Source organism: Colwellia sp. C2M11, assembly GCF_018860915.1.
GTDB lineage: Bacteria > Pseudomonadota > Gammaproteobacteria > Enterobacterales > Alteromonadaceae > Colwellia.
On the sequence record NZ_JAHKQD010000039.1, the window covers coordinates 23,171 to 44,635 of the forward strand.

Below are 21,465 nucleotides of genomic sequence, written 5' to 3' on the forward strand. Positions count from 1 at the left end.
TAAATAGAAGGCAAATAATATCATGAAATTAACAAGTCTTAAAATATTGGCTTTATTTATCATATTTTTATTTAGCAATGATAGCTATGCCAACTACGATAGAAATAAAGCGGTACCTGTTGAGAAAGTTTTATTTGGCACCGTAATATCAGTACGTAACATTACAAATGAAACACTTGTTCAAGATAAAAGGAATGGTTGGCATACCTTTGGTGGTGCGCTAATAGGTGGTGCTATTGGTCATCAATTTGGCGGTGGTAGTGGTAAAGATGTAGCCACAATATTAGGCGCCATTATTGGTGGTTCCACTGCCAATAATCATCATAACCAGCCTAAAAAAGTTATTGTTCGCTTGGTTGAATTAATGATAGAAATTGACAATGGTGAAAAGTTTATGGTGATACAAGATGTAGATCCACAAATGACATTTCATTCTTCAGATAAAGTGAGAATGATTTATTTAGAAAACAGTACTGTCAGAATAGATAAACAACGCTAATTTTGGCAACATTAGCTTTGAATTAAACGTTAGTGTTGCTAATGCGAAACAATAAATAGACTGCGAACAATTACTTTTACAAATGAACTTAACAACCTGAATGATCTGAAATAATTAGCTTAACTGGAAACGTTAACTGGCACTTAAACTAATAAAGTTGTAGACCAAATACTAGTCTACAACAATTCAGATAAGCAGTTACTCCACCAAAGTAGTCAATACTTGGGGATTGTTGTGTAATGTTCTATGTACCGGGCATCGGTTAGCTATTTCCATAAGCCTTTCTTTTTCTTCCTCACTTAGTGGACCTAATAATTGTACCTTACGGATTAGTGCTTCCACCTTTTCATCATGCCCAGCAGCAGTACCATCCTCTCTTTTTAAAGAATCACGTACATGAGATAAAGAGACCTCTACATGCTCGAGTGGTATCTTTTTATGATCAGCATACATGCGAATAGTCATCGCGGTACAAGCCCCCAAGGCAGCAAGTAAATGTTCATAAGGATCAGGGCCTGAATTTTTACCACCTTGCTCTGTTGGTTCATCGGCATACCAATGGTGATGATCAGTAGAAATATCTAACTGGAATTTATGATCAAGCTCGGCAACTAATACATGCCCTTTGCTAACACTTTGACTTGTCGTTTTCGGCATAGGTATATAACGACTTGCCCACCCCGAAATAGTTTGTGCTACATATTCACTGTCTATTGATTTGGATAAAAGGTGATCAGCGGTATCCAAGCTAACAAAGCTTTTAGGATGTTTAGCCGCTTTATAAATTTTTTCCGCATCAGCAATATCGACAGTTGAATCAATAGGTGAATGTAATACGAGTAAAGCCTTGTTTAGGTGTTGAATATGAGCCGTTGTTTGATTACGTAAGTCATCTAAAAATTGCTTTTTAATGGTAAACTCTCGTTTTCCCAAGCTTACTTTTGCTTGCCCGTCATTCTCTATTGTTTCAATATGTGCATCAAAGTTGTGTATTACATGACTTGCTTCATACGGAGCACCAATGGTCACAACAGCTTTTACGTTTGGAAGTTGGTCAGCCATAGCTAATACAGCCGCTCCGCCAAGACTATGCCCTATTAATAATTGTGGCGCTTCATAATGTTGCTCTAAAAATTTTGCAGCCGAAAGTAAATCTTCCGTATTAGAGGAAAAATTAGTGTTCGCAAAATCACCATCACTGTTTCCTAACCCCGTAAAGTCAAACCTAAACACAGCAAAACCATGCTGTACTAAAAAGCGACTAATTCTTGAAGCCGCTGCGACATCTTTACCGCACGTAAAACAATGAGCAAACAAAACATAGGCACGTATTGCTTGATCTGGCGTTTCTAATAAGCCAGCCAAGGATTGGCCTTGACTAGGAAATTCTACTTTTTTTCTCATCTACTACATCCTCAGTTAATAATTAGTTTCACATACAAAAATACGATTCAAAAGCTAACGTGAAAATGATAACAAAGGCTTAACCTCACCTTATCAGTCAACTAATGTTAATTGTTAAGCACCAGCTACCATATCAGAATTATTAATAAATGGTATTGATGTTATCGACACGACCTTAAGTTAATTCGTAACAAAAAAAGCACACTTAAACATATAAATAATCATAAATAATACAACCACTAGCATAGCCAACTTTTACTGTTACTTTATTAATAATAGTTCGTTAAGGATAGTGCCTTAATAGCAGTAAAATATAGTGGCGACAGCTAGACTTACTCATTATTTATTAATGCCTGAACTAAGCTTTAAATGATATAAAATAATAATTAAGTAAGCCGCTCTAACCATTGCATTAATTGTTGTGGCGGTAAACCACCAACACGTTGATCAATAATTACATCGTCCTTCACTAGCATTAATGTTGGTACACTACGTATACCGTAATCTGAAGCAACTTGTGCTACAGTATCAACATCAATTTTAATCGTGCTAAATCGATCACTCATCAATCCAGACACTCTTTCAACAATAGGAGACATGGATTTACAAGGACCGCACCACGACGCAGTAAAATAAAGTAATGAATATTCATTCTCTCGCAATAATTCATCAATCGAGTCGGTTAATGTTAGCTTTTTCATCTTTAATTCTTCTTATCAATAAGTAAACTCGGCTTAACAAAAACACCTTAAACCGAGTTCAGGTTAAGTACTAATCAAATACTTTTTCAATTTGTTCTTCAGTTAATCCTTTAATACCAGACCAATTCGTTTGAGCGGTATCGATATAACCAGGAATATCAGTCACCCATTGTTTTTGTATATCTTTATTTAGATTTAAATACAGTTTACCTTCACGAATGTGCCAAGCAGTTGGGTCTGTATCAAACTTTTTGTTCATCGCGACTCCCATCGCACAGTAACCACCATATTGTGGTGCATATTTAGCTGGCTCTGATTGAAATAAGTCACGATTATCAGCGGTTGAAAATTGATAGATTGCACCGTTATACGCGGCTGTATATTTATTAGATCCCTTCGTTGGAGAGCTTTTTGTAAAATATGAAACGGCGTCATAGCCTTTAATCGCAATATCATTGTCGTTTACATTTACTTCAATATTTGCGGAAAAACTTAAGCTACTTAGTAATAAAGCTGAACTGGCAAAAGTTGATTTGATGATTGTTGAAAGTTTCATTTTGTTGCTCCGATATATAATATTTAAGGTTAGCTATTAATAAGGATCTGTTCCTTGGTTAATAATATAGTCCTTTCAATCAACTTAAAGGAATGACATAGTCTAAACTTTGAACCCAATCGTCCAAAACAGTTAAAAGAGAATAAAATGGATCAACTATCAGTTATCTTGCAACGCTTTTCGATGAATACCTCAGTATTTTTTACTGGCAATTTATGTGGCATTAGTAGCTTCAACAAGTCACCAAACCAAGGTCATTTACATTTACTTCGGGGCGGTGCGTTAACATTGATCGATGAACATGGAAAATCATTGTTCATTAATGAGCCCTCCGTACTATATATCCCCACACCTCATGCACATCGTATTATTGCCAGTGAAGAAAATCCTCCTGAACTCGTTTGCGCCAATATTATTTATAACGAGAATACATCTAACCCTATTGCAGACGCCTTACCATCGTTATTAATATTTAAGCTTAACGACGGTGAAAAGCTAAACCAAACGGCACAATGGTTATTCGAGGAAGCATTTCAAGAGCGATGTGGGCGGCTACCGATGATTGAGTCATTAACCAATATATTTCTTATTCACATACTTCGACATGTGCTCGACAATAATATTATTCAACACGGTTTACTAGCAGGGTTAGCTCACCCTCATATATCAACTGCTTTATTAGCTATACACGCAACACCTGAAAAACAATGGGGGTTAGAGGAACTGGCAGATTTGGCATTAATGTCACGCTCAAAATTTGCAGATATTTTTAAACGTACTGTTGGTCAAAGTCCAGGAAATTACTTAATTGATTGGCGCATTAATGTCGCCAAAGTATTATTAAAACAAAATAAACCTGTAGCAATAGTGGCTAATGCCGTTGGTTATGAAAATGGCTCGGCATTAGCAAGGGTCTTTAGGAAAAAGTTAGGGATTTCACCTAAGCAATGGCTTGAAAAAAACAACTAATTTGAAACTTGTAAATTATCTTTTCAAATACTGATCAATAAAATATTTTAGAGCCAGTTTTTAAGCCATTGTTCAGGCGTTAAGGGCTTAGAAAAATAATACCCTTGTATTATGTTACAGCCACGCTCAGATAAATACTCAAGTTGTTCTTTTGTTTCCACCCCTTCCGCAACTACCATAAGACTTAATGCCTTAGCCATATGAATAATACTATTAATGATGGGAACTTCATCAATAACATTAATAATATTATCAACAAAAGATTTATCAATTTTTAGTTCTGATATAGGTAAATGATTAATATAACTTAGGCTTGAATAACCTGTCCCAAAATCATCTAACGAGAAATTAATTCCCTTTTCTTTTAATGACTGCATTTTACTAATGACAAGATCAAAGTCTGCAATCAGCGCGCTTTCCGTCAATTCTAAAATCACCATTGAATAAGGTATTTGGTACTTATCAAGTTTAACTAACAAGTTATGATTAAAGTTGGGCTGAGCAATTTGTTTGGCACTGAGATTAATAGAAACTGGAGTCACTTCCGCTGAAAACTTTTGTCTTTGCGCTATTAACATACACACTTTTTCAATTACCCAATCACCCAGTTTGATAATTGCGCCATTTTGTTCAGCTAATGGTATGAACTCTGCTGGAGAGATAAAACCTAATGTTGGTGAGCGCCACCTTACTAAAGCTTCGGTTCCAACAATATCTCCCGCTATTGAATATTGAGGTTGTAATGCCAGATCAAGTTCGTCGACAAAACTTTTACTTTTCATCGCGAGTGATAATTCAGAGTATCGTTTTAAAATAAGTGTTTCATTTTTATTTGAAAACACATAACTATTCCCACCATTATTTTTAGCATTAGAAACGGCTAACTCTAATAAAGGTTTGATATCAATATAATTCATTTCTGCGGTAGGTGTATTCAATATACCAATACTTGCTTGAACATTGATTAAATGCTTTTTAATGATAATGGGTTGTCTAACGCTTTCTAATAAGGAATCAGCTAACATTTTATTGGAATGAATTGATGAATTATCACTACTAACATGTTCATTCGCGCTTAAAATAATATAAAAACTATCTGCGCCACTTCGATATAAAGCACCAACATTAGCTAAACTCTCAGCTAACCTTGCTGCCGTTTCATTAAGAACTTTATCACCGATCTTCTCACCATAAGCTAAATTAATTTGCGAAAACTTATCTATGTTTACTAAGAACACAGTTAAATTCTCATTCATTGATAAGGTTTTAGCGAACTTTTTCTCTAGTGCTTGTTCAAAAGAATAACGATTCAACACTCCAGTCGATTCATCGTAATAGGCCAGTTTATGAATCTCCTTTTCGGCTTTTTTTCTTTCAGTGATATCTCGAACAATACCAATAAATAACTTTTCTTCTGCATTTAATATTTCTGATATAGATAACTCCATAGGAAAGGTGCTACCATCTTTTTTCATTGCTGGTAGCTCTCTACCAATACCAATAATTTTTGCATCTCCTGTTTCCAAATAATTACTCATATATTTGTCGTGACGAGAAGCAAATGGCTCAGGCATTAACATTGAGACATTTTTACCTATTAATTCTTCAGGCGTGTACCCAAAAGTTTTTTCAACTATTCGGTTCGCAGAGCGAATAATCCCTTGACTAGAAATAGTGACAATACTGTCATTTAAGTTATCAACGATAGTTTTTAGGTTTTGGCTTGTTGATTTTTGCGTGTTAAGTAATCGTTTTTGTTCCGTAATATCTTCAAATGCGCCATAAATATGTGTCGCAATACCTTTTGAGTTATTTCTTATTTGACCTGTTGTTCTTACCCATTTATGGCGACCTTTTCCATCAATAAAAGGTAACTCTAATACATAAGGTTTTAATTGTGACACCGCTAAATTAAAGCTTTGTTCTATTAATTTTTGAGCCTCGACATTATAAAAATTAATACACTCACTCAAACCAAGATTATGGTTAACAGATAGCCCATGGATACGAAACGTTTCTGCGGTCCAATGAATTTTACCTGTAGATATTTCATAATCCCAACCACCGACTTTAGCAAGTGACTCTATTTCCTTCATTAATTGATATTGCTGTAATAACTCCTTTTCTACTACTTTTTTATCTATAGCCATTACCGCTCGGCTAAATAATTGTACTAAAATTTTACAAACAAAAAGAGTTTCAGTGCTCCATTGAATAGCCTTTTTACTATCTCCTAAATAAATAAAACCTTTATTTATTCCTTTGATGTGAATGGGAATTAACAAAATAGAAGTGACATTAAAAATCAGTGCCATCTTATTTATATTCAGATCAAGAGAGGTATGACTATTCTCATTATCAATGAGAACTTCAGAGGTACTCATTAAAAATCGGAAAAACTCTGGATCATCTATTTTATTAACTAATTTAGGTGCTATTACACTAAGGTTACTATCAAAAAGATTAGCTTCACATTTATAACTTTTATTATCTTCACTCAACAACCATAAGGCGGCGCTATCAATCGATAATAATGATGCTAAAGAATAAAAACCATCTTCAACTAGTGGTGTCATATCACCAACATTTAAGGCATCATTAAGCAAAGCATTATCCGTTAGTGACATAAGAAGTTCTACGTATTTCATCATTACCTTATCTGTTCGAATTCGTAAACGCTTTCCCTAATGAACCAAGCGCATCGGCACGGCTACGAATTTCGTCTGTTTCATATTCAACGGTATTAACCTGTTGTAGGTTTTCTTGAGACGCATCACTAATATTAATAATATTTCGGCTTATCTCTTGTGACACCATACTTTGCTCTTCTGATGCGCTTGATATTTGAAGTGTAAGATCAGATATATCGGTAAGTAGTGCATACACCTTATTGACCACATCACGTGCTCCTGATGCTTTATCAACACATTCATCAGCAGAGTCTTTGCCTTTGGCCATTGTTTTGGACCATATTAGTAATGTATTTTGAATTTCTGAAATAGATGTTTGTATCTGCTCTGTTGCGGCATGTGTTCTACTAGATAAAGCTCGTACTTCATCTGCAACAACAGAAAAGCCTCGACCGTGCTCACCAGCTCTTGCTGCTTCGATGGCAGCATTTAACGCTAATAAATTAGTTTGATCGGCAATACCTTGAATTTCATTCATAATACTCCCAATTTTTTCTGCTTCGCTCGCGAGTTCAGAGGCTGATGAAGCAGATTCAGCAACTTCTTGGGCAAGTAAGTTAACTTGATCCATCGTATGCTGCATTGCATGAGTAGCTGTTTCACAGTCGTTATGTGCCTGATTAACTTTTTGCGAGGTGAATGTTGTACTTTTAGCAACTTCTTCAATAGTGACCACCATTTCTTCTACTGCAGTTGAAACTTGATGAAGTTCATGAGTTTCTTTTTCAGTGCCTTCTTTCGCCTTTTTCGCAGCTTCAGATAAATTAACAGCACCTGACGTTAATATTTTACTACTATCAAAAATACGCCCTAAAATTGTTTTTATTTTTCCATCCGATATTTTGAAATGAAAATCAGCAATACCTTGTGGTTTATTTCCTGAATATATAGCACGAGAAAGGCTGTCATACTCTTGCGTTAACCTACTAAAATATTGAGGTACACTAATCAGTTCGTTTTTGTATATAAAAAAGGGAATAAAAGGAAGTAAAAACATCGTGTATGGGTAATATAATGCACTGCATATAATTGCAAAGCTGCTTCCCCAGTAGGCTAAGTTTTTAATTAGAGTATTTTCATACCATTTGTTCAGTGATTTACCGCTATTAACGGCTTGATAAGCTTTAATTGCATTGAGCTTAGTTTCTTCATTGAGTTTTGTTCGAACAGACTGATAACCAACAAGGCTACCTTGTTCAAAAATTGGCGTTATAAAAGCATCAACCCAATAGTAACGACCATCCTTACAACAGTTTTTTACTGCACCACGCCAAGGTAAACCAGCCGCTAACTTTTTCCATAAATCTTTAAATGCTACGGCAGGCATATCAGGGTGCCTAACAATATTATGGTTTTGTCCTACTAGCTCCTCAAGAGAAAAACCAGAAATTCGACAAAAAGCAGGGTTTGCGTAAGTAATGACACCACTTTTGTCGGTTGTTGAAACTAACTCATCGTCCTGCTGAAAATTAACTTCTTCATTAATTATTGATTTATTTCTCTTATTCATTTGACTTCTCGTTGTATAAGTATATTTATTTACACTAATTTACTTCATCCGTGTAAAACGACAAAAACGACAAAACACACCATATTTTACAACAAATGAAATAAAAACACATTATATTGATCTAAGTTAATATATAAGCTGAACAGAGAGTTAGAATGAATTAACTTACAATGACGTATGGTTTGAAGATGACAAAAAAATCCCTGTTAACAACTTCTGAAGCGGCAGAATTATTAAACGTTGTGCCAACAACTATACGACATTGGGCTAATATCGGGCGCTTACCCTTTATAACGACACTTGGCGGCCATCGACGTTTTGATAAAAATGATATTTTACCTTTATTATCAAAAACTAAGAATTCAAAAGATATTAACACTACGTTTACAATTCTCATTATTGATGATAATGAAGAATTTTTAAATATGCTGGCTAAATCTCTAAAAAACGCTCTACCTTTCGTAACAATCATATGCGCAAATAATGGCTTTGATGCAGGCGACTTACTACATCGATTCAAGCCTGACTTAATAATGCTAGATTTAATGATGACTAATATTGATGGCTTCTCGATGTGTAATAGAATAAAAAGTACGCCGAGTACCTGTAATATTAAAATAATAGCAATGAGCAAAGTACTAACCGATAAGAGCCTTATGCATATTAATGAACTAGGCATTGAAAATTGCGTACAAAAGCCTTTTAATCCTCAGCAAGTAAAGCAAGTAATTGTCCCGATTATCTTTCAATAGCGCTGTGATAACTTTGTGATAATTAAGTAATGAAACCGTGATAACTTTGTGACCTTCCCACAACAACTCTCCTGCATACTTTCTCCTGAGTTTAAAAATAAACCATAAATATAAATATTAAGAGAAGGTATACGGAACCATGAAAATAGCATCTAAAAAATTAACTACTTTACTTAGCGTGAGCGCAATCGCATTTTCGAGCTCTGCGGTTATGGCACAAGATTTATCAATTACAGTCACTAATTTAACGCAAGGCTTACATTTCACCCCCATCGTTACATCTGCTCACTCAAGTGACAATCATATTTTCATGTCTGGTACTACTGCTACTGCAGAGCTACAAGCAATGGCTGAAGGTGGTGATATATCAGGCTTAGTTAGCTTATTATCAAATATCGATGCTAATACTAATGAAAACCCTGCGGCAGGTCTTTTGGCTCCTGGTTTATCAACTACTTATACTTTAACAAATGACAGTACTAACACGCATTTATCATTAGCAGCAATGATTTTACCTTCAAATGATGGTTTTGTTGGTTTAGATAGTTGGAAAATTCCAACTGAAGCTGGTACTTACACTATTAACTTAAATGCTTATGATGCAGGTACTGAAGCCAACAATGAACTAGTAAATGGTGGCGCGGCTCCTGGAGTATTAGGAATTCCAGCTGCACCAGGTGGCGATGCTGGCACAAATGGGACAGGTGTTACTGATACAGAGAGCAATACAACTATACATATTCATCGCGGAAACTTAGGTGATGAGATGGCTGATGGCGGCAAAAGCGATTTAAACAGTAGTATCCACCGTTGGTTAAACCCTGTTGCTAAATTAACTATTACTGTTCAATAAGGAGAAGAATATGTTGAACTTTTCTTTAAATAACAATAGCGCCAGAGCCAATACTTTGAAAAAAAGTAAACGAATAATTGCATCAAGCTTATTATTAGTTTTATCAGCTTGTGGTAGCGACAATAATGATACAGCCCCCGTTATTGAAACACCGGCTACACCAGATGAATATAGTTATTCAGTTACTGTAACTAATTTAACTTATGCGCAACCACTTTCACCACTTGCAGTTATGTTTCATGGTGACAGTAAAATGTGGATGGCAGGTGAAGCGTCTTCAATAGCTTTAGAGCAATTAGCCGAAAGTGGTGATAACAGTCAATTAATAGCAGACTCAAGTGTACTTGCTTCTGGATCAGGCGAAGGAGTTATTATACCTGGCTCAGCGGACACTGTCGCAATCACAACAACAGATAGAAATGCTATTTATTTCACTGCTGCAACAATGTTAGTGAATACAAATGATGCTTTTACGGGTCTAACTGGTATAGATATATCTACAATGGCAATTGATGACGTAAAATCATGGAACTTAAATGTTTATGATGCAGGTACTGAAGCTAATAGTGAAGCGATGGGAACCATCCCTGGCCCAGCAGATGGCGGTACTGGTTTTGATGAAGCAAGAGATGATGTTGACTTCGTTACTATTCACTCAGGTGTTGTCAGTCAAGACGATGGATTATCTAGCTCAGTTTTAACTCAGGCGCATCGTTTTGATAACCCTGCGATTAAATTAACTATCACACGTACACAGTAAGTTGAACTTGGCCAGTTATATCAGGTTAAATTAACTTGCGCTACTAACTGGCCAGTAATATGAAAGATACCGTTTTAATTGTTGAAGATGAATATGATATTGCCAACTTGATCCAAGTGCATTTGTCAGAGTTAGATATTGATAGTGATATTTGTTGTCACGGACAACAAGGGCTTGAACAGGCATTAAAGCAAAATTACCAGCTAATTATGCTTGATGTAATGCTTCCTGGCATCAATGGATTAGATATTTGTCGACAAATTCGTCAAGAGAAACCATTACAGGCAATCATAATGCTAACGTCAAAAACATCGGAAACAGATCGAGTGCTAGGGCTCGAACTTGGTGCTGATGACTACATGACAAAACCCTTTAGTATTAGAGAATTACAAGCAAGAGTTCGGGCACAATTAAGACGAGCTCAAGCTTACTCTCAAAGAAACCAAACAAGTGTTCCTAAAGAAAACAAAAAAGATGAGGTAGCACAAAAGCATAGTACTTGCATAGGGAAACTATTAGTTGATCAGCGTTATCATCAAGTAACTTATAAAGACAATGCGATTAATTTAACTTCTACAGAATTTGAATTACTTGATTATTTGTGTAAAAACCCTGACCAGGTATTTTCTCGCGCTCAATTACTTGATGGTGTTTGGGGCTATAATCATAGTGGTTATGAGCACACGGTAAACTCTCATATAAATCGTTTACGTAATAAATTAGAAGAAAACTGTGCAGAGCCGCAAATTATTCAAACAGTTTGGGGGGTTGGCTACAAGCTAAACTCTGCAGCCGTTTTATAGTCATCCATTAGTAATTAAAGAGTTCTTCATGAAATTTTCACTTTATCAACGGCTAGCATTATCGGTGTGCTGTGCTTTCATTATCTTAGCATCTATGCTTTTTTATTGGAGCAACTCCTTAGCTGAACATTCAAAATTACAAGCAGAGCAAAAATTACATAGTCAACTTGCCGAACATTTAGCACATGATAATCCGCTATTACAAGATGGTGTCTATGATAAAGCGGCATTAAAAAACTTATTTCATACGCTAATGTTATTGGGTCCTTCATTTGAGTTTTACTTTCTCGACCCTGCTGGAAATATTATTACTTATTCAGCTGATGCTAACAAAATAAAGCGCCAGAAAATTAACTTAAGCCCCTTAGTTAACTTAATCTCGAACCCTGACATTATGCCTGTGCTAGGTGATGATCCTCGTCATTTAAATAAACAAAAAATATTCTCAGCCGCACCAATCTATCGTGGTGATAATTTACAAGGATATTTATATATTATTATAGGCGGAGAAATATACGACTCTATTTTTAGCCAAGTGAAAAGTGATGAACATTTACAGCAGTTTGGTGCAATTTTTATTGGTTCCTTATTACTGCTTCTACTTATTCTTTTAGCAGTATTTCGTTACTTCACAGCACCAATAAAACAACTAGCAAATGAGATGAAAGCCATTAACGAAGTTAAATTTGATCAATCTAAGGTTAAATTAACACATTGGAAAAACCCTCAAAGCAATGAAGTTCATATGCTTGGGTCAAGCTTTAATGCCATGGTTAATCAAATTAACCAACAACTATCACAACTTACTGAAAATGATCGTGTTAGAAGTGAGCTATTAGCCCATTTATCTCATGACTTGCGTACACCATTAGCGACTATGCAAGGATATATAGAAACAATAGTCATAAAGGGTGACAAATTAACAGAATCTGCTCGTGCTGATTATATGGCAACAGCTCAACGAAATGGTATGCAATTAAAACGCTTGATTGATCAAATCTTTGAATTAGCACATTTAGAAGATGGTCAAGTAACCGTGAGTCTTGAGACCTTTGCTGTTGGTGAATTACTACATGACATTATTGCTAAGTTCTCACTCAAAGCACAAGAGAAAGGTATTCGTTTAAGCCTGCAGCCGCAACAATGCCGTTTTGTAGTTTATTCTGATATCGCCAAACTTGAACGTATAATCACAAACTTATTGGAAAACGCGATAAGACATACTACAGAGAATGGAGAAGTTGCAATTATTGTTAATCAGTTAGCAGACAAAATAAAAATTGCAGTAACCGATAACGGCTCGGGCATTAGTAAAGAAGATATTGCCTATATTTTTGATGCTAGGTATCGAGCAAGTAATGCTATTGAAGATAATACAACGCATGCCGGCTTAGGCTTAGCCATTAGTCAAAAACTGAGCAAGATATTAAATTCTGAACTAGTTGTTGAGAGTGAATTAGGCCAAGGCAGCTGTTTTTCTTTGTCTTTACAGCAAGTACATCATTCATAATAAACGGCTAGCAATATCAGGGCAAAGGGACGCTAGCTCCCTTTGCCTTCCAAAACTTATTTTTTAATCCATTGTCCTGAAGTATTTTTTATAAAATGACCAGGCTTTGTTTTAGCTAATGCTTTCTTTCCCGCCAACGCCGTCACTTGCTCCATAGTAATTTTATTTTTACGTGCTAAATCCATATAAATTTGTTTACGTTTTTGATTAACACTATTAACTAAGCTTTTAGCTTCAGGGCTATTCACAACAACACCTAAATAACCATTAGACATTTCACCCACTAAACCTTGCTGCTTTGCTGCACCTAGCGATATAGCCCAAGCAGAGAAAGTGATTGTTGAAATAAAAAGAACACCACTTAATTTTTTTATTAATTTTTTCGTTACATTATTCATAATATCTCCCTAAAAAACATCGCTTTCATCACTAAAAATGTCATCTAATTCTTTATCTACTTTGACTTTTATTTCATGATCTATTTTTAAATTTAAATTTATAGTAATTGGCTCTTTTGCGCTAACTTCTACTTTATGTGTACAAGCACTCATAGTGAAAACAATGGATACTGCTATTAGTATTTTACGCATACTTACTCCTTATTTTTTTGTAAACCTTTGATAATTATTTCTTCAAAACGTTGTGTTATTGACAAGGATTCAAGCAAGCCTAACAAGTCGTAAGTTAAATTCAAATTCAAGTTTACATCGTTATCAATATCAGGATTTCGACCTTTTATTATTGTATCTAACTGCATATAACCATCATCTAACATTGAAACTGTAGAGGAAAGCTGATGATAATGCAGGTTTTGCAGTGCATCAAATGCTAATTGTAACTGACTATTATTAGCTTTTAACTCTGCTACTGCAGGATTGTTAATCACTTGTATTAAGCCATTACTAACATTGTATAGTTCGCCTGCTTCAATAATGAGTTTATCACCATCAAACATAACAGGAATTTGCCCTGAAATATCACCTGTAACAACAATACCTTGCTTTTTATCTAATGCCAACACTTGCGCTAAGTCTATACTATCTAGCTGAACATTAGCTGAATGCCCTTTGACAAAAGGCCAGTGCATATCAGGAACAAAAATGCTTCCGCTAAAAGCATCAGCTTTAAGATTGTTAACAGCAAGTTTGAAGTTATTATCACTAAACGACCAACGAGTATTAACAGAAAGGTTTGAAATAGGCGTAAATGACTCAATTAACGCTATCGTTATATTCTCTTTATTATTAGCGTTTGTAGTTATATTTCCTGATTCTATGGTGAATTGTTGCTGCCAATTTAGGTCCTGTAGCCAAATACCATCAACTTCGCCACTAAGTGATTTAATACCTACATTGGCATCAAAGTGAGTTTGAGTAATATGATTTAAGTCTGGTAGTTGACCCGATACATTGTAGTTTAATGTCCCCTCAATAAGCTCAACACTAATAGGCAATTTAATATTTAATGAGAGTAAATCAGTCAGCGGTAAACCTGTTCCGATTACTTCTATTGCCGGCGATTGTACTGTGCCAGTAATAAAAATATTACCCAAATCCACACCATCAGCATTAGTACTGGTTTTAATACTTATATCATCCAAAGAGCCTTTTACCTCACTAAACAACTCAAAAGAGTTCACTTGTATGGCCTTAGGTACATTCATTTGTTTCGCTTTATTTAGAACGGATATATTCATATGAAGCTTATTATCTTCTAACAATGCCACATGTCCCTTCAGTTCTGTTGATAATGCTTTTACACTGAATAATGTTTGACTACCTTGTTCTGAGTTCCCTACCACCTTTATATTGTTAAGCTCGATCACAGAGTCTTCCGCTAAGTTTAGCCTTGCTTGATTATTTAGTGACTGCAATGACCCTGCCAAATGTATATTAATTGGCGTAGTTGTTAGCTTTGCTATACTAGGTATACTTATCAAGTTAACTTCACTATCAAGAACAAAATCTTCAACAGTAAATGCATTAAACCTTTCGGTGTTAGCCAAGGCTACTGCACTATTATCTAATACAACTTGATGTGTGACTTCATCATTACCCGCATTCATTTCTAGATAGCTAAGCTTTAGTTCATCTTTGATAAAGTTAACTACTGCATCGCCTTGGAGCTTAAGTGCTAATTGCGGTATTGGGTTATCTTTCATTACCGACATTATTATTGGAGAAACTTGAATTCTTTCGAGTAGCGCCAACAGCGATACTTGCTGATACTCCAACAGTAATTCATTTTGTTCTATAAATTGGAGAGTCAGTGCCTCATTATTGTTATTCGATGATGTATTATTATTCTTTTTAAAGGTTTCATTGTTTTTACTGTTCACCTCGTTGGAATCTAAATCAAACTGATTATTAAAATTAAGCTCCCCTGAGAGTTTAAATGCACCACTATCACCTATACCAGTAGCGGAGTTTAATACAAAGCCGGTAATATGATTTTCCATACTGAGCTTATCAGCTTGATACTTTATTAATGAACTAATACTTCCTGTGACTTCATGAGCATTTAAATCCTGTTGTAATCTAGTGCTGATCGGTAACCGGTGCTCACTAACAAATGTTTTTAATGGCTCTAACTCACTTGAAAACGTAATAGAAAAACCTGCTAACTCATGAACTAATGTAAGGTTCGCAAAGGCAATATTGTCTTGGTTTTTCAATGAAAATAACCAGGTATTATCTAGGCTTGAGATCTGAGCAATATAAGGTGATTGAGCTTTTTCTAAAGTCACCCCTTTTGCTATTGTAGTTTTATCTTGTGCAGTAAAAGGTAAATAAGAAATTTGTTCCACATTCAAGTTTAACGGCAATTGAAGTTGCTTAATCTGCTCGACATACGTTCTTAGTGTCGTCGATAATAAGTCGTTAATACTTTCATTAGTAGTACTTTCTTTCTTATTTAAAGAAACCTGATTGATGTTTGAAAAAAAATGCTCTTTAGCGTTTATTTCAAGCAGATTCACATCAATATTAGTGATATTAAAAGGAGAGTACTGCCACTGAATAATGGTATCAACAATGTTTATATCCGCCTTTGGGCTTTGTAAACATAAATTATCCACAGCAATTGACAGATCACTTGTCAGACTAAATTCAAAACATGTAGCTTTTACGGGAACTAAACTAAATTGGTTTTGTGCGATGTTATTTATAATTGAAATGCGAGCATTATAAATACCGGCAAAAATGACAGTAACAATGATAAATAAGGAAACAAGCGTTATCGTAATCAACTTGAAAAATCGCACTTACGTTTCCTTACTCTAAATATCGCCTATTTAATTAATAAGAATACACTAATTAGTAATAAAAGGCTTTAAAATCAGTGATACGTTATGAATAACTCACCGAGACAGGGATCGTTAACACCTTACGTCCCTTATGTTTAAGCCAAAAATATATCCCAGTAAAACTCAGTAATACAGCAATAATATAGAGGCTGGCAATTAAAGGCGCAGCGAAAAAGTTTCCGACTTGAAAACATAAAGTTGCCATTAAATAAGCCAAGGTAAAACTCCACAGGCCGGCAAAACCTGCCCAACGGCTTCCAACTTCATTTTTTATTGCTCCCATTGCAGCAACACAGGGCGTATATAAAAGAATAAAGAGTAAATAACTAAATGCTCCTAACTGACCAACAAATGCAGCTTGCATTACTTGATAAGTACTTAACTCTACTCCTTGCTCTTGAGCAACAGCTTCTATATCCGTCAAGTCACCTACATTAATACCTAAAGGATCATCTGGCGCAATACCTAGCAGGTTTTCTTTAATACTGGCTGTTGCTGCTTGCCAACTCGCCTCAAAAGAAGGTTCACCTTTATCCGGCACATTTTGTGGGGAATATAAACTATTAAAGGTGGCAACAAGTACTTCTTTTGCGAAAATACCAGTAATAATACCAACGCCAGCTTGCCAATTTTCTTCTTCAATTCCCATAGGAGCTAATACGGGCATCACTACTTGTGCACTTCGGCTTAAAATAGATTGCTCGCTATCTTGATGACCAAAGCTACCATCAGTACCAATAGAGTTAAAAAAGGTTAATAAACACACAACAATAACAATTGTTTTACCAGCCCCAGTAACAAAACTATAAGTTCGTTGCCATACGCGTTTACTAATAGCACGAATATGCGGAACTTCGTATGGTGGTAGCTCCATAATATTAAGCGAACTGGTACCCGACAACACCGTTTTTTTCAGTAAAAAACCTGTAAAAATAGCAGCGGCGATACCAATTAAATATAAAAGAAATACCAAGTTTTGACCACTATCAGGGAAGAAAGCTGCGGCAAATAAAGCATAGACAGGCAAACGAGCCCCACATGACATAAAAGGGGACATCATAACCGTAGTGATACGCTCTCTTTCACTATCCAGCACTCTAGCCGACATCACTGCAGGAACAGTACAACCAAAGCCAACAATTAGTGGTACAAACGCTTTACCCGGCAAACCAATTTTTTGCATTACGCTATCAACCACAAAAGCAGCCCGCGCTAAATAGCCTGAATTTTCAAGTAAAGATAAACCAATAAATAAGCAAGCGATAACAGGAATAAAAGTAGCAACCGTTTGCATACCACTTCCCACCCCTTCAATGATAGTTAAAATCCATGGCGGTAAATTTAAAGGCTCAAGGAGATGGAGCGGGTAAGTAACAAAAAAGGTACCACTAAGAATATCAAAAAAATCAATAAACGCACTTCCTACATTAATAGCAAACATAAAAAGTAAATACATCATACCTAAAAATATTGGTACACCAGTAAGTGGATGTAATGCAACATTATCTAAGTAATCAGAAAAGCTTGCGCCACCACCAGTTACACTAACTCTAGCGATGATATCAGATGCAAAATCTTGCCTCGCCTGAATTGATGATAAACTTTCTGGTTGAAGACTTTCTTGACTTGGTGCTGATTTTTCTTGTGTAGAGCAAACAAGTAGTTTTCTTTCTATAATATCAAATGTGCTTTTATTTTGAGCGCTTACAGCAACAACAGGACAGCCTAATTCTTCACTTAACTTATCAATATCAACCCAAGCATGCTTTTTTCTATCGGTTTTATTTAATACAAGCATCATAGGTATACCCAATTCAAGCAATTGGGTAGTAAGGTACAGCTGTCGGCTTAATTGATTAATATCAACAACATTAATAATGCAATCGATATCTTTTTGCTGAATAAATTGCTGTGAGATAGATAAATCTTTACCTTGTTCGCCACGTTGAGAAAGTGAACTTAAACCAGGTAAATCAGAAAGGTAAGCATCAACATTATTTAATTGTAGTGAGGCTTTTTTAGCAGATACTGTAATACCAGAAAAATTACCAACGTTTTGCGTAGACGATTTATTATGGCGAGATGTTAAAAGGTTAAATAACGTACTTTTACCTGAATTAGCAAAACCAACCAAAGCGTAATGTAGATCTTTAGAGGGTGATACCTCCTCGGAACAGGATGAAGAATTAGAACAACAACTCATGAAAAAAAACTCATATAAGATTTACTGAAAACAGTTTTATTTAAAACTGATAACCCTAAGTTTAATTAGATAGACTTAAACGGCAGTAACTTGAATTTGTGCAGCTACAGAACGTTGAATACATATTTTGGTGTTGTGTAAACGATAAGCTAATGGGCCATTAAAAGGTGCTTTATGAGCTAAAGCCACTTCAGTTCGTAACGTAAAACCTTGCTCTAAAAGTTGAGCGGATAATGTTTCATCAAGTGGGAGTGCACTAATTTTAACTACTTGGTTTCTTGCTACATCAACTAAAGTCATTGGTTATGCCTTATAGCTACACTTATCACACAAACTATAAAATAAAGTGATCAGTAAGGTAAAAATGGAATATTCTCTGCTTTTAGATATGCGTTAAGCACAGTGAAAATATCTAAAACTAAACTTAAGATTAAGGTTAATGAGAATTACTATTGTTAAAATGATACTCCTAAATCAGAGATTAAACAATGAAAACAATTGTTATTTACACTTTAGTTAATTGCGCTTAAATAAAGCTTTTAAGAGAGATCCTCCCCCCTTAAAAGCTTTATTTACTATGGCTATTCTGTTGGTGTGCTATCGTTATTATTATCAGGCTCTAACGCTGATTCTTGTACAAGATTAGCATTAACAGGTTCAATTTCTACATAATCAACTCGTTGTAAACCTCGTGGCAGCTTATTACCTCGACGCCCTCTTTCACCACGATAATGATCAATATCAATTGATTTTAAAGTTAACTTACGACGACCAGCATGAATTGTTACCGAAGCGCCATCTGGCACTATTGCCAATACCGTTACAAACTCTTCTCTAGATTTTGCTCTAGCAGTTGGAATATTTATAATTTTATTCCCCTTACCTTTACTCAGTATCGGTAGATTTTGTACAGGAAAGACTAACATTCGTCCTTCGGTTGTAATAGCAAGACATGAATCACTATCAATATTTTCAATTAATTGTGGTGCTAATACTTTTGCCGCTTGCGGTAAGGAGATCATCGCTTTACCATTTTTATTACGACTAATCATATCACTAAAGCTACTAACAAAACCGTAACCAGCATCACTCACTAATAAATATTTAGCGTCATCTTCAGCCATAACACAATGAACGAAGTTTTCGCCTGCCGCCAAACTAAACCGTCCAGTTAGTGGTTCACCTTGGCTTCGCGCTGTCGGTAATGTATGAGCATCCGTAGTAAAAGCTCGTCCTGACGAGTCAATAAAGGCAACAGGTCGATTACTCCGTCCCTTAGCTGAACATAAATAAGAATCACCCGATTTATAACTTAACGCAGTAGCATCTATGTCATGGCCTTTGGCACAACGAGCCCAGCCTTTATCTGACACAACAACAGTTACAGCTTCACTTGGCACAAGATCTTTCTCAGTTAATGCTTTTGATTCACTGCGCTCTACTAATTTAGAACGGCGATCATCACCATATTCTTTAGACGCCGCTAATATTTCTTTTTTCATTAACGTATTCATACGTGCTTTTGAGTTAAGAATTTTTTCTAAATAATCTTGCTCTTTACGTAACTCGTCTTGCTCTGCACGAATTTTTACTTCTTCTAATTTAGCTAATTGTCTTAATTTAATTTCTAAAATAGCATGTGCTTGTATTTCAGATAGCGCAAAGCGTGACATTAATTCTGCTTTTGGATCATCATAACCACGGATGATCTCAATCACTTCATCAATATTCAAATAAGCAACGAGTAAGCCATCTAAGATATGTAACCGTGCAAGTACTTTGTCTAAACGGTATTGTAAGCGTCGGCGTACTGTTTCCCGGCGATACTCAAGCCACTCAGATAATATTTCCCTTAGGTTTTTAACTGCTGGACGGTTATCTAAGCCAATCATGTTGATATTAACACGATAACTTTTTTCTAAATCTGTGCTGGCAAATAGGTGCTGCATTAATTGTTCAATATCAACTCGGTTTGAGCGAGGAACAATAACCAAACGAACAGGATTTTCATGATCAGACTCATCACGAAGATCAATAACCATAGGCAATTTCTTCGCCGTCATTTGTCCTGCTATTTGTTCTAATATTTTGCCGCCTGATGCTTGGTGAGGTAAAGCTGTAATAACAACTTCTCCATGCTCAATATCATAAACGGCTCGCATTTTGATACTACCTCGCCCAGTTTGATATATTTTTTCAATATCAGCCTTAGGTGTTATGATTTCAGCATCTGTCGGGTAATCAGGGCCTTTAACAAAGGTTAATAAATCTGAGACTTCAGCTTTAGGCTCATCAATTAAATGCACACAAGCATCCGCTATTTCACGTACATTATGCGGTGGAATATCTGTCGCCATACCAACGGCAATACCTGTTATACCGTTAAGCATAATATGTGGTAAACGAGCAGGCAAAGTTTTAGGCTCTTCCATAGTGCCATCAAAGTTTGGCACCCAGTCAACCGTTCCTTGCCCTAATTCAGCCAGTAAAATTTCACTAAAGCGTGATAAACGAGATTCTGTATAACGCATTGCCGCGAATGATTTAGGATCATCTGGCGCCCCCCAGTTCCCTTGACCATCAACCAACGGATAACGATAAGAAAATGGTTGGGCCATTAACACCATAGCTTCATAGCAGGCGCTATCACCATGCGGGTGAAATTTACCTAGTACATCACCAACAGTACGCGCAGATTTTTTATACTTTGCCGTCGCCGATAAACCAAGCTCTGACATCGCATAAACAATACGACGTTGTACTGGTTTTAAGCCATCACCGATATGCGGTAAGGCTCTATCCATAATAACGTACATTGAGTAGTTTAAATAAGCTTCTTCTGTAAAACGTCGTAGAGGAACTTGTTCTACCCCGTCTGGACTATATTCGAGCACATCAGACATGAAATGATTTTCCTATTCCCATAAACATTAGTATCGCAAAAGTTAATG

General features: G+C 35.8%; 18 protein-coding genes. 7 read left to right on the forward strand and 11 right to left on the reverse strand.

Translation table 11 applies throughout. The annotated features are described in order from the left end of the window. The first annotated feature begins 22 nt into the window (after positions 1-22). Positions 23-499 (forward strand): glycine zipper 2TM domain-containing protein, encoded by a 477-nt coding sequence (locus KO509_RS10605; protein WP_215973250.1) that lies wholly within the window; start codon positions 23-25, stop codon positions 497-499. A gap of 198 nt (positions 500-697) precedes the next feature. Here the strand turns inward: KO509_RS10605 and KO509_RS10610 are convergent, their stop codons facing one another. The 3 genes from KO509_RS10610 to KO509_RS10620 all read right to left on the reverse strand — a co-directional run bounded on the left by KO509_RS10610 (position 698) and on the right by KO509_RS10620 (position 3,160). Then, positions 698-1,903 (reverse strand): bifunctional alpha/beta hydrolase/OsmC family protein, encoded by a 1,206-nt coding sequence (locus tag KO509_RS10610; RefSeq protein WP_215973251.1) that lies wholly within the window; start codon positions 1,901-1,903, stop codon positions 698-700. Positions 1,904-2,289: 386 nt separating this feature from the next. After that, entirely contained in the window at positions 2,290-2,604 is a 315-nt protein-coding gene (locus tag KO509_RS10615) for a thioredoxin family protein (RefSeq protein ID WP_215973252.1), read from the reverse strand. Between the two features lie 70 nt (positions 2,605-2,674). After that, on the reverse strand, positions 2,675-3,160 hold the full coding sequence (locus tag KO509_RS10620; protein ID WP_215973253.1) for a YHS domain-containing (seleno)protein: 486 nt from the start codon (positions 3,158-3,160) through the stop codon (positions 2,675-2,677). A 147-nt stretch (positions 3,161-3,307) separates the two neighbouring features. On the opposite strand from KO509_RS10620, the gene KO509_RS10625 reads away from it, so the two are divergent. Beyond that, positions 3,308-4,129, forward strand: coding sequence for an AraC family transcriptional regulator (locus KO509_RS10625; protein ID WP_215973254.1), 822 nt, complete (start codon positions 3,308-3,310; stop codon positions 4,127-4,129). 47 nt (positions 4,130-4,176) lie between these two features. Here the strand turns inward: KO509_RS10625 and KO509_RS10630 are convergent, their stop codons facing one another. Both KO509_RS10630 and KO509_RS10635 read right to left on the reverse strand, forming a co-directional pair. Further along, a complete protein-coding gene (locus KO509_RS10630) occupies positions 4,177-6,780 on the reverse strand; it encodes a GGDEF domain-containing phosphodiesterase (RefSeq protein ID WP_215973255.1) in 2,604 nt (867 codons plus the stop codon). A 4-nt stretch (positions 6,781-6,784) separates the two neighbouring features. Then, complete coding sequence (locus KO509_RS10635; RefSeq protein WP_215973256.1) at positions 6,785-8,329, reverse strand: PAS domain-containing methyl-accepting chemotaxis protein; 1,545 nt, start codon at positions 8,327-8,329, stop codon at positions 6,785-6,787. A gap of 188 nt (positions 8,330-8,517) precedes the next feature. Here KO509_RS10635 and KO509_RS10640 point away from each other — a divergent pair, with 188 nt between their 5' ends. From KO509_RS10640 to KO509_RS10660, 5 genes are all read left to right on the forward strand, one after another. Then, positions 8,518-9,081 (forward strand): response regulator, encoded by a 564-nt coding sequence (locus tag KO509_RS10640; protein WP_215973257.1) that lies wholly within the window; start codon positions 8,518-8,520, stop codon positions 9,079-9,081. A gap of 139 nt (positions 9,082-9,220) precedes the next feature. Further along, the gene (locus KO509_RS10645) at positions 9,221-9,934 is read left to right on the forward strand and encodes a spondin domain-containing protein (protein ID WP_215973258.1); all 714 of its coding nucleotides are present in this window, start codon (positions 9,221-9,223) and stop codon (positions 9,932-9,934) included. 10 nt (positions 9,935-9,944) lie between these two features. Then, on the forward strand, positions 9,945-10,694 hold the full coding sequence (locus KO509_RS10650) for a spondin domain-containing protein (protein ID WP_215973259.1): 750 nt from the start codon (positions 9,945-9,947) through the stop codon (positions 10,692-10,694). A 59-nt stretch (positions 10,695-10,753) separates the two neighbouring features. Then, positions 10,754-11,497 carry a response regulator transcription factor gene (locus KO509_RS10655; protein WP_215973260.1) on the forward strand — a complete coding sequence of 248 codons (744 nt, stop codon included), beginning with the start codon at positions 10,754-10,756 and terminating at the stop codon, positions 11,495-11,497. 28 nt (positions 11,498-11,525) lie between these two features. After that, entirely contained in the window at positions 11,526-13,007 is a 1,482-nt protein-coding gene (locus KO509_RS10660) for a HAMP domain-containing sensor histidine kinase (RefSeq protein WP_215973261.1), read from the forward strand. A gap of 56 nt (positions 13,008-13,063) precedes the next feature. Here the strand turns inward: KO509_RS10660 and KO509_RS10665 are convergent, their stop codons facing one another. The 6 genes from KO509_RS10665 to parC form a co-directional block, all read right to left on the reverse strand. Further along, positions 13,064-13,405, reverse strand: a complete 342-nt coding sequence (locus KO509_RS10665; protein ID WP_215973262.1) for a YdbL family protein — start codon at positions 13,403-13,405, stop codon at positions 13,064-13,066. A gap of 9 nt (positions 13,406-13,414) precedes the next feature. Continuing rightward, a complete protein-coding gene (locus tag KO509_RS10670) occupies positions 13,415-13,597 on the reverse strand; it encodes a YnbE family lipoprotein (RefSeq protein ID WP_159818498.1) in 183 nt (60 codons plus the stop codon). A gap of 2 nt (positions 13,598-13,599) precedes the next feature. Continuing rightward, complete coding sequence (locus KO509_RS18290) at positions 13,600-16,269, reverse strand: YdbH domain-containing protein (RefSeq protein ID WP_215973263.1); 2,670 nt, start codon at positions 16,267-16,269, stop codon at positions 13,600-13,602. An 85-nt stretch (positions 16,270-16,354) separates the two neighbouring features. Beyond that, on the reverse strand, positions 16,355-18,514 hold the full coding sequence (feoB, locus tag KO509_RS10680; protein ID WP_215973264.1) for a ferrous iron transport protein B: 2,160 nt from the start codon (positions 18,512-18,514) through the stop codon (positions 16,355-16,357). 75 nt (positions 18,515-18,589) lie between these two features. Then, on the reverse strand, positions 18,590-18,814 hold the full coding sequence (locus KO509_RS10685; RefSeq protein ID WP_215973265.1) for a FeoA family protein: 225 nt from the start codon (positions 18,812-18,814) through the stop codon (positions 18,590-18,592). A gap of 281 nt (positions 18,815-19,095) precedes the next feature. Continuing rightward, positions 19,096-21,417: a DNA topoisomerase IV subunit A gene (gene parC / locus KO509_RS10690; RefSeq protein ID WP_215973266.1), complete on the reverse strand. Its 2,322-nt coding sequence runs from the start codon at positions 21,415-21,417 to the stop codon at positions 19,096-19,098. Positions 21,418-21,465: the final 48 nt, after the last annotated feature.

Coding starts and splice junctions, on each gene's coding strand:
- KO509_RS10670 (WP_159818498.1), bottom strand. CDS start 13,597: ATGCGTAAAATACTAATAGCAGTATCCATTGTTTTCACTATGAGTGCT.
- KO509_RS10635 (WP_215973256.1), bottom strand. CDS start 8,329: ATGAATAAGAGAAATAAATCAATAATTAATGAAGAAGTTAATTTTCAG.
- KO509_RS10625 (WP_215973254.1), top strand. CDS start 3,308: ATGGATCAACTATCAGTTATCTTGCAACGCTTTTCGATGAATACCTCA.
- KO509_RS10645 (WP_215973258.1), top strand. CDS start 9,221: ATGAAAATAGCATCTAAAAAATTAACTACTTTACTTAGCGTGAGCGCA.
- feoB (WP_215973264.1), bottom strand. CDS start 18,514: ATGAGTTGTTGTTCTAATTCTTCATCCTGTTCCGAGGAGGTATCACCC.
- KO509_RS10615 (WP_215973252.1), bottom strand. CDS start 2,604: ATGAAAAAGCTAACATTAACCGACTCGATTGATGAATTATTGCGAGAG.
- KO509_RS10665 (WP_215973262.1), bottom strand. CDS start 13,405: ATGAATAATGTAACGAAAAAATTAATAAAAAAATTAAGTGGTGTTCTT.
- KO509_RS10620 (WP_215973253.1), bottom strand. CDS start 3,160: ATGAAACTTTCAACAATCATCAAATCAACTTTTGCCAGTTCAGCTTTA.
- KO509_RS10630 (WP_215973255.1), bottom strand. CDS start 6,780: ATGATGAAATACGTAGAACTTCTTATGTCACTAACGGATAATGCTTTG.
- KO509_RS10685 (WP_215973265.1), bottom strand. CDS start 18,814: ATGACTTTAGTTGATGTAGCAAGAAACCAAGTAGTTAAAATTAGTGCA.
- KO509_RS10640 (WP_215973257.1), top strand. CDS start 8,518: ATGACAAAAAAATCCCTGTTAACAACTTCTGAAGCGGCAGAATTATTA.
- parC (WP_215973266.1), bottom strand. CDS start 21,417: ATGTCTGATGTGCTCGAATATAGTCCAGACGGGGTAGAACAAGTTCCT.
- KO509_RS10660 (WP_215973261.1), top strand. CDS start 11,526: ATGAAATTTTCACTTTATCAACGGCTAGCATTATCGGTGTGCTGTGCT.
- KO509_RS10605 (WP_215973250.1), top strand. CDS start 23: ATGAAATTAACAAGTCTTAAAATATTGGCTTTATTTATCATATTTTTA.
- KO509_RS10610 (WP_215973251.1), bottom strand. CDS start 1,903: ATGAGAAAAAAAGTAGAATTTCCTAGTCAAGGCCAATCCTTGGCTGGC.
- KO509_RS10650 (WP_215973259.1), top strand. CDS start 9,945: ATGTTGAACTTTTCTTTAAATAACAATAGCGCCAGAGCCAATACTTTG.
- KO509_RS10655 (WP_215973260.1), top strand. CDS start 10,754: ATGAAAGATACCGTTTTAATTGTTGAAGATGAATATGATATTGCCAAC.